A 16528-nucleotide genomic window follows, 5' to 3' on the forward strand; every position below is an offset into this window, starting at 1 on the left:
GCCGGGATAGGCTTCAGGCCCCTTCGACCAGCACGATCTCGCCGTCGGCGACCTTCTGGCGGATGGCCACCGCGCGCTGATATTCCGGCGAGTGGTAGCAGTCATGCGCGATCGCAAGCGATTCGAATTCGATGATCACGTTGCGGGCGCGGCCAGGCCCTTCGGCCAGCTCATGGGCTCCGCCGCGCGCCAGGAATTTCGCGCCAAAACGGTCGAAGGCGAGCTTCGAAGCGGCGATATACGCCTTGTAGCCTTCGGCATCGCGCACATCGACGCGGGCGATCCAGTATCCCTTCGGCATTGTTCTCTCCCTTATTCTACGCAGAGCGCATTTCGTCGAGGATCGCCTGCGCTGCCGCGCGGCGGTCGTTTGCCGCGACGATCGGGCGGCCCACCACAAGATGGCTGGCGCCGTTGCGGACCGCTTGCGCCGGCGTCACCACGCGTTTCTGGTCGCCATGGTCGCTGCCGGCCGGCCGGATGCCGGGCGTCACCACCGCCATGTCGGGGCCGACGATGCGGCGCACCGCTTCGGCCTCCGCCGCCGAGCAGACGATGCCGCCCATGCCGGCATGCAGCGCCTGTTCCGAGCGCCTCAGCACCAGCGTGTGCGGGTCATATTCATAGCCGACATCGATCATGTCCTGCTCGTCCATCGAGGTCAGCACGCTGACGGCGAGCAAGCAAAGGTCGCTGCCCCTGGCCGCTTCCACCGCCGCATGCATCGCCTTTGGATAGGCGTGGATGGTCAGCATGGTCATGCCCATCTTGACGATGTTCTCGACGCCCTTGGCCACCGTGTGGTCGATGTCGAGCAGCTTCATGTCGAGGAAGATCTTGGTTCCGCCGCTCGCCAGTTCCCTGGCGAAGTCGAGCCCGCCGGCGAAGGCCAGCTGATAGCCGATCTTGTAGAAGGCGACGACGCCGTCGAGTTCGCGCACCGCCTGCTCGGCTTCCCGCACGGTCGGCACGTCGAGGCCGACGATCAACCTTTCCTGGATGGACTGGGCCCGGATGGATTTGGCCTGCATGGTCGTGGCGGTCACGCCTCGATCCGGGTCGACAGCATGCGCGAGGTTTCGATCAGCGTGCGGCATAAATGCTCCATCGATTTGTACAGTCTTTCGTCACGGAAATTGCCGCCTTCGTCGAAGGCGTCGCCGCCGTCCGGCACCGAGCATTCCGGTGTCACCACCTCCATCTGGCAGCGGACCAGCACGGCGCGCAGATGGTTGATGCAGCGTATGCCGGCAAAATGGCCGTTGGAGGACGAGCACAGCCCGACGACCTTGCCGGCAAGCGGCCTGACCGATCGGCCGCCATCGCGGCGCACCCGGCTCACCCAGTCGATCGTGTTCTTGAGCAGCGGCGGGATCGAGCCGTTATACTCCGGCGTGGCGATCAGCAATCCGTCATGGGCTGATATCAGACGGCCGAGTTTGACGGCGTTTTCGGGAACGCCTTTTTCCTTCTCGAGATCCTCATCGAGGATCGGCAAGGGATAATCGGCGAGCGAAATGCGGGTCACCTCGGCGCCTTGCACCGCAAGTTCCTTCTGCGCCACATCGGCGGTCCTGCCGCTATAGGCGCCGCTGCGCACCGAGCCGGCGAAGACGAGGATTTTCGGGATCACTGCCATTGGCCACCCTTGTTCCCGGACAGGTACAGCCAGAGGCGGCTCAAATCAACGGCTGGGTCGGTGAATAGGGGAGTAAGGCAGTTGGGCAGTAGGTCAGCAGGGAATAGTCTGGAAATTGAATCGTCATTTCCTGCTCCCTTACTCCCCTCTCACTTAATGCGCTTCCCTTCGATAGATCCACAGCTGCGTCGGCGGGATGTTACGGAAGATGAAATCGAAATGCTTGACCGTGTAGTCGCCGCGGCCGGCCGGGATCGGCGACATCGGGCCATAGGTCAGCTGCACGATCGGACGGCCCACCGGGATGCGGTCGAGCAGGCTCTCTATATAGGAGATGCGCTGGGCGACCGGGAAATTGAGCAGCGGCACGCCGGACACGACGGAATCGAAAATCATCCCGCTCCTCTCGCCAAGCGTGGCGTTGAGGTTGAAGGCATCGCCCTCGATGACGTTGACGCCGGGATAGAGCTGCCGCAGATGGCGCACGAAATCCGTGTTGTATTCGACGGCATAGAGGTTTTCGGGCCGCACGCCCTGGGCGAGGATGGCACGGGTGATGACACCGGTGCCGGGACCGACTTCAAGCACCGGCAGGCCGGACCTGGGATTGACGATCGAGGCCATCTTGCGCGCGGTGATCGAACTGGTCGGCACGATCGAACCCACCGTCTTCGGCTTGTCGATCCAGCCCTTGAAGAATTTGAGTTCGTCGTCGAACTTTTCGGCAAGCGCCTTCCGCAGTCCGTGACCACGTGTCATGCAAGCTCTCCTCAAGGCTCCCCCGCAAAGCTACTTAACACCTGGTTGACACAAGGCAAGGCGTTGCGAGGCGCATGTCGTGGATAAGATAGATTTCGTCGCGTCTCAAAACACGGCGCGTTTTATCGATTCCCGCGCCGTTCTTGCACTATCAACGTTCGCCGAAGGACTCGAAGAAATCCTTCATGCGGGCGAAAAACCCGCTCGATTGGGGCGAATTGTCCTGCGAGGACAACTGCTCGAACTCCTCCAGCAACTCGCGCTGACGGCGCGACAGGTTCTGCGGCGTCTCGACAGCGGTCTGGATATAAAGGTCGCCGACATTGGGCTGGCGCAGCACCGGCATGCCCTTGCCCTTGAGGCGGAACTGGCGGCCGTTCTGCGTGCCTTCGGGCACTTTCACCTTGGTCTGGGTGCCATCCAGCGTCGTCACCTCGAAGGAGCCGCCGAGGGCCGCCGTCGTCATCGAGATCGGCACCTTGCAATAGAGATCGGCACCATCGCGCTGGAAGAATTCATGCGGCTTCACCGCCAGGAAAATATAGAGGTCGCCCGAGGGCCCGCCGCGCAGGCCGGCCTCGCCCTCATTGGCAAGGCGGATGCGGGTGCCGTCCTCGATGCCGGCCGGAATGTTGACCGACAGCGAACGCTCCTCGGTGACGCGGCCCTGGCCGGCGCATTTCGGGCACGGATCCTTGATCGTCTGGCCGCGGCCCTGGCATTGCGGGCAGGTGCGCTCGATCGAGAAGAAGCCTTGCGTCGCCCGCACCTTGCCGTGGCCATGGCACATCGAGCAGGTCACCGGCTGGGTGCCGGGCTTGGCGCCGCTGCCGGAGCATTCCGAGCACGAGATCGAGGCCGGCACCCGGATCTGCGCGGTCTTTCCCGCGAAAGCCTCTTCCAGCGAGATTTCCATGTTGTAGCGCAGGTCGGCGCCGCGCTCGCGGCCTCCCGACGAGCGGCGCTGGCGCCCACCCATCATGTCGCCGAAAATATCCTCGAAGATGTCGGCGAAACCGCCGGCGCCAAAGCCTTGCGCCCCGCCATTCATGCCGCCCTGTTCGAAGGCGGCGTGGCCGAAACGGTCATAGGCCGCGCGTTTCTGCGGGTCCTTCAGCGTCTCGTAGGCTTCGTTGATTTCCTTGAACTTGTGCTCGCAGGAATGATCGCCGGGGTTGCGGTCAGGATGGAACTGCATGGCGAGCTTGCGGAAAGCGCTCTTGAGCTCCTTCTCGTCGGCGCCCTTTTGCACGCCCAGCGTTTCGTAGAAATCAGCTTTCATTTTTTCCCGCTGTCCGGATGCTCAACGTCTTGATGCATTGTTGCGTCGTTTGCCGGCACGTCGCCTCGATTTAGGAGCGGTGCTGCCCCGATGCTAGGGCCGGCGCGAACTTGTCCGTGGTTTTCAGTGATTTTTTCGGCAGGCCCCGCACTTTTTTCAGCGAGGGTTGCAAAAAAGCCCGGCTTTACGCCGGGCTTTCCGCTTTATCTTGCCGTCAAGCGGCTCAGGCCGACTTCTTCTTGTCGTCGTCCTCGTCGATTTCCTCGAAATCGGCATCGACCACGTCGGAGTCCTTGGCGGCGTCCGCCTTGGCGTCGGCCTCCGCCGCTTCCTTCTGCGAGGCCTCGTACATGGCCTGGCCGAGCTTCATCGAAGCTTCGGCGAGCGCCTGGCTCTTGGCCTCGATGTCGGCCGCGTCGTCGCCCTCGGCGGCGGTCTTCAGCGCCGCGATGGCATCGGAAATCGCCGTGCGCTCGGCTTCCGAGACCTTGTCGCCATATTCCTTCAGCGACTTCTCGGACGAATGCACCAGCGCCTCGGCCTGGTTGCGGGCCTCGACCACGGCGCGCCGCTTCTTGTCGGTCTCGGCATTGGCTTCGGCGTCCTTCACCATCTTCTCGATGTCGGCGTCCGAAAGACCACCCGAGGCCTGGATGCGGATCTGGTGCTCCTTGCCGGTGCCCTTGTCCTTGGCCGAAACGTTGACGATGCCGTTGGCGTCGATGTCGAAAGTGACCTCGATCTGCGGCACGCCGCGCGGCGCCGGCGGAATGCCGACCAGGTCGAACTGGCCGAGCGCCTTGTTGTCGGCGGCCATTTCACGCTCACCCTGGAAGACGCGGATGGTCACGGCCGACTGCGAATCTTCCGCGGTCGAGAACACCTGGCTCTTCTTGGTCGGGATCGTCGTGTTGCGCTCGATCAGCCGGGTGAACACGCCGCCCAGCGTCTCGATGCCGAGCGACAGCGGCGTCACGTCGAGCAGCAGCACGTCCTTGACGTCGCCCTGCAGCACGCCGGCCTGGATGGCGGCGCCCAGAGCAACGACCTCATCCGGGTTGACGCCCTTGTGCGGCTCCTTGCCGAAGAACTGCTTCACGATCTCCTGGATCTTGGGCATGCGGGTCATGCCGCCGACCAGGACCACTTCGTCGATCTCGCCAGCCTTCAGGCCGGCATCCTTGAGTGCTGCCTTGCACGGGTCGATGGTGCGCTGGACGAGGTCCTCGACCAGGCTTTCGAACTTGGCGCGCGTCAGCTTCAGCGTCAGGTGCTTGGGCCCGGTCGCATCGGCGGTGATGAAGGGCAGGTTGATTTCGGTCTGCGTGGTGGACGACAGCTCGATCTTGGCCTTTTCAGCCGCCTCCTTGAGGCGCTGCAAGGCGAGCTTGTCGTTCTTCAGGTCGATGCCCTGTTCCTTCTTGAACTCGGCCGCCAGATACTCGACCAGGCGCATGTCGAAATCCTCGCCGCCGAGGAAGGTGTCGCCATTGGTCGACTTCACCTCGAACACGCCGTCGCCGATTTCGAGCACCGAAATGTCGAACGTGCCGCCGCCAAGGTCATAGACGGCAATGGTCTTGCCATCCTTCTTGTCGAGGCCGTAGGCGAGCGCGGCGGCCGTCGGCTCGTTGATGATGCGCAGCACTTCGAGGCCGGCGATCTTGCCGGCGTCCTTGGTGGCCTGGCGCTGGGCGTCGTTGAAATAGGCCGGAACGGTGATGACCGCCTTCTCGACCTTCTCGCCGAGATAGGCTTCCGCCGTTTCCTTCATCTTCTGCAGGATCATGGCCGAGATCTGGCTGGGCGACTGCTTCTTGCCGCCGGCTTCGACCCAGGCATCGCCATTGTCGCCCTTGACGATCTTGTAGGGGACAAGCTTCTTGTCCTTTTCCGTCACCGGATCGTCATAGCGGCGGCCGATCAGGCGCTTGACCGCGAAGATGGTGTTTTCAGGATTGGTGACCGCCTGGCGCTTGGCCGGCTGGCCGACCAGACGTTCGCCGTCGCCCGAGATGGCGACGATGGAAGGCGTCGTGCGCGCGCCTTCCGCATTCTCTATCACCTTGGGTTCCTTGCCATCCATGATGGCGATGCAGGAATTGGTGGTGCCGAGATCGATACCGATTACTTTTGCCATTTTTCTAGTCTCTCCTCTAAGCAGGCTTTCAGGACCCGTGAAGGCGTTCCGACGAAAGCCCCTGTTCACAAGAAATCCCGTCCGGCAACCGGAGTCCCGGCGTCGGACGGCTTGGCGCGTATATAAGAACACGCGGCAGCGGGCGCAAGCATTCTGCGCAAGGCTTCCATGAACCTTTCCACCTCCGCCGGCGACAGAGGTCAAGGTGCCGCATGGTGCGGCCCGGAAAGGAAGCCCCCCATGACCAGCAACCCAGAGACTCCCAGGTCTCCTGGAACAACAGGAGCTCGGCGCGATCACCGCCTTCGGGACGGGATCGATGCGCTGGGCTTCCCGCTGATTCCGTTGACCCTGCGTAAGAGCAGGCGTATCGTGACAATGAGGAAAGCAGACAATTCGAGCAGGGAAGAACGAGCCGGACCGCCGCGCCTTGCCCTGGTTCGCGCGGCACGGCCGGAGGTTCCTCCCGTAGACTTCGGGGGGAGTTCCATGTCTTGCGATCACGGCCCGTTCGTGTCTTCTCGCACCGGCCGTTTGCGCCGCCTGGTCAGGGCAACCGGCGGACTTCTTGCATTTGCCCTGACCGCCGGCCTTTGGCTTGGCGGCGTCGCCCGGGCGCAGGACACCCAGATCATCTATCCCGGCTCGATGGCGGTCACCGGATTTTCCGGCACCATCATCCCGAACTTCGACGAAGGCCTGCCGCCCGGCGTCGATCCGGTCGACGAAACCTTCATCGACACCGCGCGCGCCACCTTGCGCGTTTTCGACGTTTCGCATCTCGGCGGGCCGGCCTCGGGCCAGCTCGTCTTCACGCCGCCGCCCTTCGAGGTGACGGCCGGCCAGATCGGCCAGGTTTTCGGCCTCACCTATGATGACGGCGTGCGCGACGGGGTTCCGTCGGGCGTTCCCAATCTTTACGCCGCCGCAACCTCGCTGCACGGCATCCGCATCGTCACGCCGGACGCCGACAGTGACGGCAGGCCGGAGCGGCAGCGCCGCGGCACGGCAGGCGCCACCTTCATGGATGGCCAGTTCGGCACCGAAAACGGCGGCGGACCGGGCACCATCTGGAAGATCGACGGCATCACCGGCCAGGTCGCCAAATTCGCCGACATCGACACCAACAGCGGCCCCGGCATCGGCAATCTCACCTTCGACCCCACTCACCGCCAGTTCTTCGCCTCGGATCTCGACACCGGCCTGATCCATCGCATCGACGCCACCGGCAGGTTGATCGACACGTTCGATCATGGCGTCGCGGGGCGCCCGGCGCATGGCCTGGCTCCCGTCGCCGACGATGGCGCGGTGATGGACATTCAGGGTGCCGCCTTCGACACGGAAGATCCCGAGACCTGGGGCTACACCCAGGACGAGCGCCGCGTCTGGGCCGTCTCCTACCATGGCGGCCGGCTCTACTATTCGGTCGGCGAAAAGTCGGAAATCTGGTCGGTGGGCATTGCCCGCGACGGCAGCTTTGCCGGCGACCCGCGCTGGGAACTGACGGTCAGGGCCGACAAGGACTACGCCGTCACCGACATCGCCTTCGACAACAGCGGCTTCATGTATCTCGCCCAGCGCGGCCCGGTCGAAAACCGCTATGATTACAGCCAGTTCGCCGATTCCGGCAAAGGCGAGGTCATCCGCTACTGGCACGAGAATCCGGACGATCCGGCAACGGAATCGGTCTGGGTGGAAGTGCCGCAGGAATATGCGGTCGGTTTCCCGCAAGGCAACCGGCAGTCGGCCGGCGGCCTCGACCTGCAATATGGCTATGACGCCGACGGCAATCTCGACACGTCGGTGTGCACGCAGACGCTGGTCAACACAGGCGACAAATTGCGCGACAATCCGACGCTTGCCGAGCGGCTCTCAGCCGGCGGGCCGCTCGCCGTGCATGGCGTGCAGATCACGCCCAAGGACCTGGTCAAGCCGGCCAACGTGCCGCCCTTCGGTTCCTGGTTCGTCGATTTCGACGGCTATTTCGAAGATCCCGAGGTGGGAGGCCATGTCGGCGACGTCGCGGTCTGGCACCCCTGCGAGGGCCGCGCCGGCTATTATGAAGAAATCCCGGGCGGCTACCTGCCACCCTTCTACCCGCCGGACTTCCCTCCGCCCGGCAACCTGCCTCCCTGTCTCGATGTCGAGGACGTCCAGTATTACTGCACGCCTTCGGGCCTCGAGGCCGATCTCTATCTCCATGACCATGCCGGCTTCGGCGGCGATTCGATCAAGGCCCAGTCCAGGACGCCAGGCGTCGCGGTGACCTCACCCATGTCGCATGCGCCCGGCACGCCTTACACGATCGGCATCACCGGCCATTATCCGGGCGACAGAGTGGATGTTGGACTTTGCTTCTACAGGAAGTCCGACAAGGACAAGGGTGGATACTACCCTTGCTGCAAGATGACCTTGCCGCTCCGCACCCCAGCCGTCAGCTGCGAACGTTGAGGAGGGGAAGATGAAAAATCTCGCACTCTCCCCGCTCGCGCAAAACCACTCAACCGTCATGGAGACGATCATGAAACCCCTGTCATATGCCAGGCGCGGCGCGCGCTGGCTGATGGCGGCCGGTATCGCGGTCGCCATGCTAACCCCTGTGCAAAGCCATGCGGAAGACGCCGCTCCGATCACCCCGGAACTGAGGCTCGACCTCGACAATTCGCGCGTCGTCAATCCGAGGCCGGAGCGGGTCGTCCCGTTCTTCACCAAGCAAGGCACCCAGAGAGGCTGCGACTATGTCGTCTACTCCCTGAGCTTCGGCCTGCGCGGTGACCCGCAGGGCTTTGCCGATCCGGGCCTGGTGGGCTTGCTGAAGAAACTCAAGATCGAGTTCAAGGACCAGCTTCCGCACGGCCTTGCGATCGTCAACGTCAACGTGTCCGGCGACGGCACGGATTCCTCCGGCGGACCACTGCCGGGCGCGACGATCAGCAATTCGGCGGGCCCCAACGACACGGCAACGGTGTCCGACTTCCGGCTCTCCGCCACCGATCTCGACGGCGCGGGTGCCGCCAATGAACGCGTCATCAACTTCCAGATCTCCGCCAAGATCGACCATGCGGCGTTTCCCGCGCCGACGATCGTCGACAATCAGGGCCTGATCAAGGTGAGCAACGAAGCCGGCACCGGGACCATCATCCCGTCGCAGGATCCGAGCAAGCCTGACGATGGCGACTACAAGACCGGTGTGAAGACCTCGATCAAGATCGATGTCACCAAATGCAACCCGCCACCACCACCTCCCGGCAAGGAATGCTTCAAGGTGGAACGCGGCACCGTCGATTGCGTGCCCGGCGGCGGCGCCTTCATCTACCACATGCCGGTCGGCCCGGAGATGGGCGGCAAGTGGGTGCAGGTGTCGACCACCACGCCCGGCATCACCATAATCCCCGACACCCAGCTGGTGCCTCCAGGCGGCGGCGTGCTCAACTGGAAGATCGTCGGCGCGTCGCCCGGCGACGTCATCCACCTCATCGTCACCGGCATCGAGACCTATGCCGGGCCGAAGGAAGGCTGGGGCCTGTGCTGCACGCAGACCATCGACATCGTCATCCCGCGCGACGTCAGATGCCCGCCTGAAAAGCAGCCCGACCTCAAGGTCGAGAAGCGTGCCGACGTGCCGCGTTGCACCATGGCCGGCGGCTGTGACTTCACCATCCGGGTCACCAATGTCGGCACCGCCCCCTACAACGGCAAGATCGTGCTCGACGAGGTGACGCTGCCGGCCGGCTCGACGCTGAGTTCGGGGCCCAATCCGCCCTGGGTCTGCGTGCCCGGCGCCACGCCGATGACATGCACCTATCCGGTGACCACGCTCGATCCGGGGGCCTTTGTCGACCTCAAGCTCGGCTTCAAGCCGGCCGGAGGCTGGCAAGGCGGTGCACTGCGCAACTGCGCGACCTACAACTATGCCGCCAGCGGCAAGCCGTTGTTCGGCAGCCAGTCGAACGACCGTGGCTGCGCCTCGATCCCGATCTGCCGCCGTGGCGATCGTGACCGCGACTGCCAGCCGCCGGTCGAGAAGAAGGTCGACCTGATCCTGAAGAAGCGGGCCCGTACCGAAATCTGCGCGCCGGACGGCGTCTGCACCTTCGTGATCGACATCATCAACAATGGCACATCGACCTATAACGGGCCGCTGACGGTGATCGACAACTATCCTGGCGGCGCACCGAGCTCCTCGACCTTCGGGCCGAGCCCGCCCTGGACATGCGGTCCGAACGGCCCCGGCCAGTTCCGCTGCGACAATGCCGGCATCTCGCTGCCCACGGGCGCCTCGACGCCGATCTTCGTCAAGGCGGTCATGCCGGCCGGCTACCAGTCGGATACGGTCGAGAACTGCGCTGCGGTGAAGGCCATTCCCGGTGAGGTCGACCTCACCAACAACAAGGCCTGCGCCAAGGAACGCATCCGTCGTCCCAATGGCGGCAAGCCTGGCCTGCGCATCACCAAGGTGTGCAACGGCTCGCTGGCCGGTGCCGCGGTCGTTTCTTGCCGCATCACCGTCTCCAACGCCGGCACGGCCGCCCCCACCGGTCCGGTGCGGGTCAACGATGCCGCCACGCTGGTGTCGGGCGGCGCGCCCGTCCAGATCCAGACCGTCACCCCCGACGGCGCGGAATGGGCGTGCGGACCGCTTCCGGCCAACACGCTGTCGTGCCAGATACCCGGCGCCGTCATGACGCCCGGAACCAGCAGGCACTTCGACGTGACCGTCTCGGCCAATGGCGAGTTCGAGAACTGCGCGCGCGGCTCCTATGGTCCGGCGCCTGGCGACGACATCGTCTATCCGGTCGGCCAGGCCTGCGCCAAGGGCGGCGGCTCCTCGACTATCCGTGTCGAGAAGACCGGCGACCGCGAATGCCGGCTCGGCCAGCCCTGCTCGTTCGACATCACCATCACCAATGACGGGACGAGTCCCTTCTCCGGGCCGGTTCGCATCGGCGATGCGATCGGCGTGGAGGGTCTCGGCCGGCTGGACGGCGTTGCGATCACCTCGATCGACCCGCCCTTCGGCTGCTCGCCCGAACCGGCAACCCTGCCTCTGTCCTGCATCGCCAACCTGACGCTCGGTGCCGGCGAAAGCCAGTCGCATCACGTCACCGTGGTCATTCCCGACGACGGGCGTCTGGCCAATTTGCAGGGCAACGTCAATGGCCAGAACTGCGTTGGCGTCCTGTCTCCCGACACGCGGGTGCAGGGCGGCGGCGACATGCTGTCCAAGGATGCGGCCAATGTGCAGGGCGATCGCGGCAAGGCCTATGCGTGCCATCCCTTCAACATCACCCATGAGATGAAAAAGGAATGCTCGCCGGGCTTCGTCATGAACGATGCCGGCCGCTGCGTCTGCCCGGAAGGCACCGCCTTCCGCAACGGCCAGTGCACCGGCGGCGGCAACAACCTCCTGCCGCTTCCCGTGCCGCCGCCGCGCTGCGTGCTGCTCGAAGGCCAGATCCGCACCGAGGACGGGCGCTGCATCTGCCCGCGCGGCACGGCACTGGAGAACGGCAAGTGCGTCAGGACCGACAGGCCCGAGCAGTGCACCATCCGCGGCCAGATCCACAATGCCGATGGCGACTGTGTCTGCCCTCAAGGGACCGAGTTGCGCAATGGGGCCTGCCGTCCGATCCGGCCGAAGCCTCAGGAGTGCCGCATCCCCGGCCAGATCCGCAATGGCGATGGCGACTGCGTCTGCCCGCAAGGGACCGAGGTGCACAATGGCGCCTGCCGTCCAGTGCGGCCAAAGCCCCAGCAGTGCCGCATCCCCGGCCAGATCCGCAATGGCGATGGCGACTGCGTCTGCCCGCAGGGCACCGAGGTGCGCAACGGGGCCTGCCGGCCGGTGCGGCCGAAGCCCGAGCAGTGCGCTATCCGCGGCCAGGTGCACGATGCCAATGGCGATTGCGTCTGCCCGCGTGGGACCGAGGTGATCGACGGCGCATGCCGGCGCAAGCAGCCGCAACTTGAGCAATGCGACATACGCGGCCAGGTCCACAATAAGCGCGGCGAATGTGTCTGTCCGCGCGGGACCGAGGCCATCGACGGCGCATGCCGCAAGCCCAGGCAACAGACGGAGTGCGCACCGGGCACGCAGATGATCAATGGCCAGTGCCAGCCGATCTTCAAGCGGCGCTGCCCGGAAGGCACGATCGGACGGTATCCGAACTGCCGGCCGATCCGGGGACAACCATCGCTGGAGATCAACCCGGGACTGCTGCTGCAGCAGGTGCTGCCACGGCGTCAGCCGCAGGTCGACCAGCAGCAGGATCCAGCACCAAACAGGATCCTGAAGCTCCAGCAGCAGTAACCAGCTGCTCGACGCCAGGCCAGAAACCCGCCGGAGCGATCCGGCGGGTTCTTTTTTGATCCTCGGCAATCCTGCCCGCGCCATGCGGGTGCGGGCGCGCCCGTACCTGCGCCCTCGACAAGTCATCTGGAGCGCATTAGGCAGTCGGTTCAGAGCCCGATGAAAAAGGACGCTTGGAAAGGCCGCAGGATGAGCAGAAAGACCTTGATCGCACCGTCGGTGCTGGCTTCGGACTTTTCGAGGCTCGGCGACGAGGTCGAAGCCGTCGCGGCGGCAGGCGCCGACTGGATCCATCTCGATGTCATGGATGGCCATTTCGTCCCCAACATCACCTTCGGCCCGCCCGTCATCAAGGCGATCCGCAACCGCACCAAGGCCTTCTTCGACTGTCATCTGATGATTGCGCCGGCCGATCCCTACCTCGCCGCCTTCGCCGAAGCCGGCTGTGATGGCATGACCGTGCATGCCGAGGCCGGACCGCATCTCGACCGCTCGCTGCAGACCATCAGGAATCTCGGCAAGAAGGCCGGTGTGTCGCTCAATCCGGCGACGCCGGAAACGATGATCGAATATGTGCTCGACCGGCTCGACCTGATCCTGATCATGACCGTCAATCCGGGCTTCGGCGGCCAGGCCTTCATCCCGGGGATCGTCGACAAGGTGAGAAAGGTCAAGGCGCTGATCGGCGGCCGGCCGATCCGCATCGAGATCGACGGCGGCGTTTCGCCCGAAACAGCCCCCCTGGTCACGGCGGCCGGCGCCGATGTGCTGGTGGCGGGTGCGGCCATCTTCAAGGGCGGCAGTGTCGAAGCCTACCGCGCCAACATCGAGGCGATCAGGGCAGCGGCCGACAAGGCCGCCGGCTAGAGCATTTCGCCGTTTCACGGAAACGGCGAAATCGCTCTAACGCTTTGTTTTGACGCAATTCTCAAGGGAAAGCGCTACGGGCTTTTCCCGGGAAAACCGTTACACACTTTTCCTGGAATTGCTCTGATCCGATCACGGTTCAATTTGGACCGGCCGGCGAGCGGGCCGCCCAGTGCATCCATGCGCCGAGTGTCGAGGCCGGACACGGGCTGATTCGGCCGCCCGGTTCGGCATCTTTGCGCGCGGCAGAAAGGCGCTCGCACGAGCACACGAAGAACAGCTGATTCCGCGTGCATACGAAACGCGTTAAGTTTCCGCTGGTTGTGGAGATGAGCGAGTTTGCCCGGCCCGCCATCGGTTCGGGGTATATTTCTTTGTTCTAAAGTACAATAACGCGATCTTCTGCTTGAGCGCCCGAAGGCAGAGGCTGTATAATACATGTACGGAGAGAGACGTTTTTCGGACTCGAATTGCCCAGGCCAGAAATTGGGACGAGGAGTCGCTTTGACGTACGGAGCTGCCAATCTGAACGACGACGGCACAGGATCCAAGAGCACGCTTGCCAGCACCGTCTATCATCAACTGCGGGAGGATCTGCTCAGCGGCGCTCTAGAAACCGAAAGCAAGCTGCGGGTCGAGTGGGTTGTTTCCAAATATGGCGCCGGCGCTTCCCCGGTTCGCGAAGCTCTCAATCGTCTTGCCTCCGAAGGACTTCTTGGTCGCCACGACCAGCGTGGCTTCTTCATCATGCCGGTCAGTGCGGCGGAGCTCGACGAGCTGACACGCACCCGCTGCTGGCTCGAGGAGCGGGCGCTTCGCGAATCCCTCGCCCACCGCACCGCCGAGTGGGAAGAACAGCTGGTGCTGGCGCTGCATCGCCTGGGCCGCGCCTCGCGTCTTTCGCTGCAAAATGCCACGTCGCTCGATTCCGATTGGGAGAAACTGCACCGCACCTTCCATCGGGTGCTGATTTCGGCCTGCCGGTCGCACTGGCTGGTGGGTTTCTGCGATCAGCTTTCCGATCACGCCTATCGCTACCGGCAAATGGCCAATGACGGCGAAAGCATCCCGCGCGACGATTTCGCCGAACACCGGCTGATCGCCGAATGCGCACTGGACGGCAATGCCGACGGCGCGGTCCAAGCCTTGATCGAGCACTACCAGCTGACCGCTTCCATATGCATGGAACGTTTCAAGCAAGGCGAAGTCTCAAAGGTCGCCGCCTCGGCCGCACGCGCCCGGCGGTAACGATCTTTTCCCTTGGCGCCTTGTCGCGATCCTTCGCCACCTTTCGGCGGACGTGACGTGCGGGACGGCCGTTTGCGGCCTTGACGGCATGGCCGGGAAACGCGAACTCTTCGCCGCCGACTCATGTCGCCCCAGAGGCGCTGCCGGCGTCGCCATTGCCGTCACTGCGGGAAGACTTCATGAGCAATCATCTGTTCGACGCGTTCCGGTCCCGGATGCCGGCGCCCGGGCATCTTTTGATGGAAACCGATGACGGGCGCGCGCTTGGCTATGGCGACATGCTGGCGCGGTCGGCGCAGCTCGCGCATGCGCTCCTGCAGTTGGACGTCGAGCCCGGCGACCGGGTCGCCGTGCAGGTCGAGAAGAGCCCGGAGGCGCTGCTGCTTTATCTCGCCTGCGTGCGCGCCGGCGCCGTCTTCCTGCCGCTCAACACCGCCTACACGCTGACCGAGCTCGACTATTTCTTCTCGGATGCAGCGCCGCGCATCATCGTCTGCGATCCGGCAAAGGCGGCCGATATCGGCCGCATGGTCGAGCCATCCGGCGCCGTCGTCGTCACGCTCGATCGCAATGGCCGGGGATCGCTGGCGGACCAGGCCTCGCGGTTGCCGTCGGATTTTCACGATGTGGCACGCGGGCCGGATGATCTCGCGGCAATCCTCTACACGTCGGGAACGACAGGCCGCTCGAAAGGCGCCATGCTCAGCCACGAAAACCTGGCCTCGAATGCGCGCGTGCTGGTCGAGCAATGGCGCTTCACATCCGGCGACGTGCTGATCCACGCTTTGCCGATCTTCCACACCCATGGCCTGTTCGTCGCCACCAATGTCGTCCTGATGGCGGGCGCCTCGATGCTGTTCGAACAGAAATTCGATCCGGCCCGCATCGTCGCGCTGCTGCGGCGCGCCACCGCGCTGATGGGCGTGCCGACCTTCTATGTGCGGTTGCTGCAGCAGGCTGGACTGGACCGACAGGCGACGAAGACTATCCGGCTGTTCGTGTCCGGTTCGGCGCCGCTGCTGGCCGACACGCACAAGGCCTGGCGCGAGCGCACCGGCCACGCCATCCTCGAGCGCTACGGCATGACCGAGACCAACATGAACACCTCGAACCCCTATGAGGGCGAACGGCGCGCCGGCACGGTCGGCTTCCCCTTGCCTGGCGTGTCGCTGCGCATCGCCGACCCGGACAGCGGCAAGCCGCTGGCCCAAGGCGAAGTCGGCATGATCGAGGTCAAGGGTCCGAACGTTTTTGGCGGCTACTGGCGCATGCCGGAAAAGACCAGGGCGGAATTCCGCGCCGACGGTTTCTTCATCACGGGCGATCTCGGCATGGTCGACACCGACGGCTATGTCCATATCGTCGGCCGCGGCAAGGACCTGATCATATCGGGCGGCTACAACATCTATCCGAAGGAACTGGAAAGCGAGATCGACGCGCTTGACGGCGTGAGCGAAAGCGCCGTCATCGGCGTCGCCCATCCGGATTTCGGCGAAGGCGTCACCGCGGTCGTCGTGCGGGCGCCGGGGGCGGCGATCAGCGGAGCCGAAATCCTCGGCGCCATCGCCGGGCGCCTGGCCAGGTACAAGCACCCGAAGCAGGTGATCTTCGTCGACGAATTGCCGCGCAACGCGATGGGCAAGGTCCAGAAGAATCTTCTGCGCGACGCCTACAAGGATCTCTATACATCCTAGTACTACAGTTGCAATTATTAGCAAATCATGATTCTCCTCAAGCGTTTAGGACAGCTTGAGGAGAGCTTTGGGGATGTCTGTTTCTGACTGGGCTGGATCCGGGATTGGTTGGGAGCGGGAACTGACGGCCTTGAAAGGCCGGCTTTGCCCGGTGTTCCGCCGCCTGGAAGCGCGCGAGGGTTGCGGTGCGTTCATCGCGTGGCTCGTCGCCAACTCCAGTCATCGATGCCTACCACCCGAATCTTGGAGGCGCAGTGAGCAACCGCGGCATCCCGCTTCAGCTGCCGCAGGATGGTGTCGTCGCTGACAGGCATGCCGAGCCGTTGCATCAAGCGCTCGCCAGGGCGGCCGCCGGTTGGACCAGCCATGCCGACTTCGGCTCCGTCGTCCGCAATCGGGGCAGATGCCGATCGTGGGTCCGGCAGCGGAAACAACCCAACTGTCATCGACAGCGAGCGCGACATCCAGAATTTTGACCCCTGGGCCGGGCGACCATTTCGATTTCCTTTGCATGCCCGCCCATAGCGATATCGTCGCTAACAGCGGATGAACCACACAAATTGAGGAAGAACCTTTAAATGCAAGAATG

The 16528-nt window shown here is 64.1% G+C and carries 11 protein-coding genes and 1 pseudogene; 5 read left to right on the forward strand and 7 right to left on the reverse strand.

Going from position 1 to position 16528, the window contains the following annotated elements; translation table 11 throughout:
* Positions 1-13: 13 nt before the first annotated feature.
* The 6 genes from FJ546_RS20290 to dnaK all read right to left on the reverse strand — a co-directional run bounded on the left by FJ546_RS20290 (position 14) and on the right by dnaK (position 5820).
* Positions 14-301 (reverse strand): DUF1330 domain-containing protein, encoded by a 288-nt coding sequence (locus FJ546_RS20290; RefSeq protein WP_095773354.1) that lies wholly within the window; start codon positions 299-301, stop codon positions 14-16.
* 16 nt (positions 302-317) lie between these two features.
* On the reverse strand, positions 318-1031 hold the full coding sequence (pyrF, locus tag FJ546_RS20295; protein ID WP_181168022.1) for an orotidine-5'-phosphate decarboxylase: 714 nt from the start codon (positions 1029-1031) through the stop codon (positions 318-320).
* A gap of 11 nt (positions 1032-1042) precedes the next feature.
* Positions 1043-1639, reverse strand: a complete 597-nt coding sequence (locus FJ546_RS20300) for an NADPH-dependent FMN reductase (protein WP_140890947.1) — start codon at positions 1637-1639, stop codon at positions 1043-1045.
* Between the two features lie 153 nt (positions 1640-1792).
* Positions 1793-2398 carry a phospholipid N-methyltransferase PmtA gene (pmtA, locus tag FJ546_RS20305; RefSeq protein ID WP_140890948.1) on the reverse strand — a complete coding sequence of 202 codons (606 nt, stop codon included), beginning with the start codon at positions 2396-2398 and terminating at the stop codon, positions 1793-1795.
* A gap of 151 nt (positions 2399-2549) precedes the next feature.
* Complete coding sequence (gene dnaJ, locus FJ546_RS20310; RefSeq protein WP_140890949.1) at positions 2550-3680, reverse strand: molecular chaperone DnaJ; 1131 nt, start codon at positions 3678-3680, stop codon at positions 2550-2552.
* 223 nt (positions 3681-3903) lie between these two features.
* Positions 3904-5820: a molecular chaperone DnaK gene (dnaK, locus tag FJ546_RS20315; RefSeq protein ID WP_010912682.1), complete on the reverse strand. Its 1917-nt coding sequence runs from the start codon at positions 5818-5820 to the stop codon at positions 3904-3906.
* A gap of 489 nt (positions 5821-6309) precedes the next feature.
* On the opposite strand from dnaK, the gene FJ546_RS20320 reads away from it, so the two are divergent.
* The 5 genes from FJ546_RS20320 (at position 6310) to FJ546_RS20340 (ending at position 15939) form a co-directional block, all read left to right on the forward strand.
* Complete coding sequence (locus FJ546_RS20320; RefSeq protein WP_140890950.1) at positions 6310-8271, forward strand: hypothetical protein; 1962 nt, start codon at positions 6310-6312, stop codon at positions 8269-8271.
* A gap of 10 nt (positions 8272-8281) precedes the next feature.
* Complete coding sequence (locus FJ546_RS20325; RefSeq protein ID WP_140890951.1) at positions 8282-12130, forward strand: hypothetical protein; 3849 nt, start codon at positions 8282-8284, stop codon at positions 12128-12130.
* 189 nt (positions 12131-12319) lie between these two features.
* Positions 12320-12997 (forward strand): ribulose-phosphate 3-epimerase, encoded by a 678-nt coding sequence (rpe, locus tag FJ546_RS20330; RefSeq protein WP_140890952.1) that lies wholly within the window; start codon positions 12320-12322, stop codon positions 12995-12997.
* Between the two features lie 504 nt (positions 12998-13501).
* Positions 13502-14245: a GntR family transcriptional regulator gene (locus FJ546_RS20335; RefSeq protein WP_140891028.1), complete on the forward strand. Its 744-nt coding sequence runs from the start codon at positions 13502-13504 to the stop codon at positions 14243-14245.
* Positions 14246-14424: 179 nt separating this feature from the next.
* A complete protein-coding gene (locus tag FJ546_RS20340; RefSeq protein WP_140890953.1) occupies positions 14425-15939 on the forward strand; it encodes a malonyl-CoA synthase in 1515 nt (504 codons plus the stop codon).
* Positions 15940-16136: 197 nt separating this feature from the next.
* Here FJ546_RS20340 and FJ546_RS20345 read toward each other — a convergent pair.
* Positions 16137-16452 (reverse strand): annotated as a pseudogene (locus FJ546_RS20345) (ISL3 family transposase); the annotation flags it as partial.
* Positions 16453-16528 lie beyond the last annotated feature (76 nt).

It is taken from the genome of Mesorhizobium sp. B2-4-19 (assembly GCF_006441315.1).
GTDB lineage: Bacteria > Pseudomonadota > Alphaproteobacteria > Rhizobiales > Rhizobiaceae > Mesorhizobium.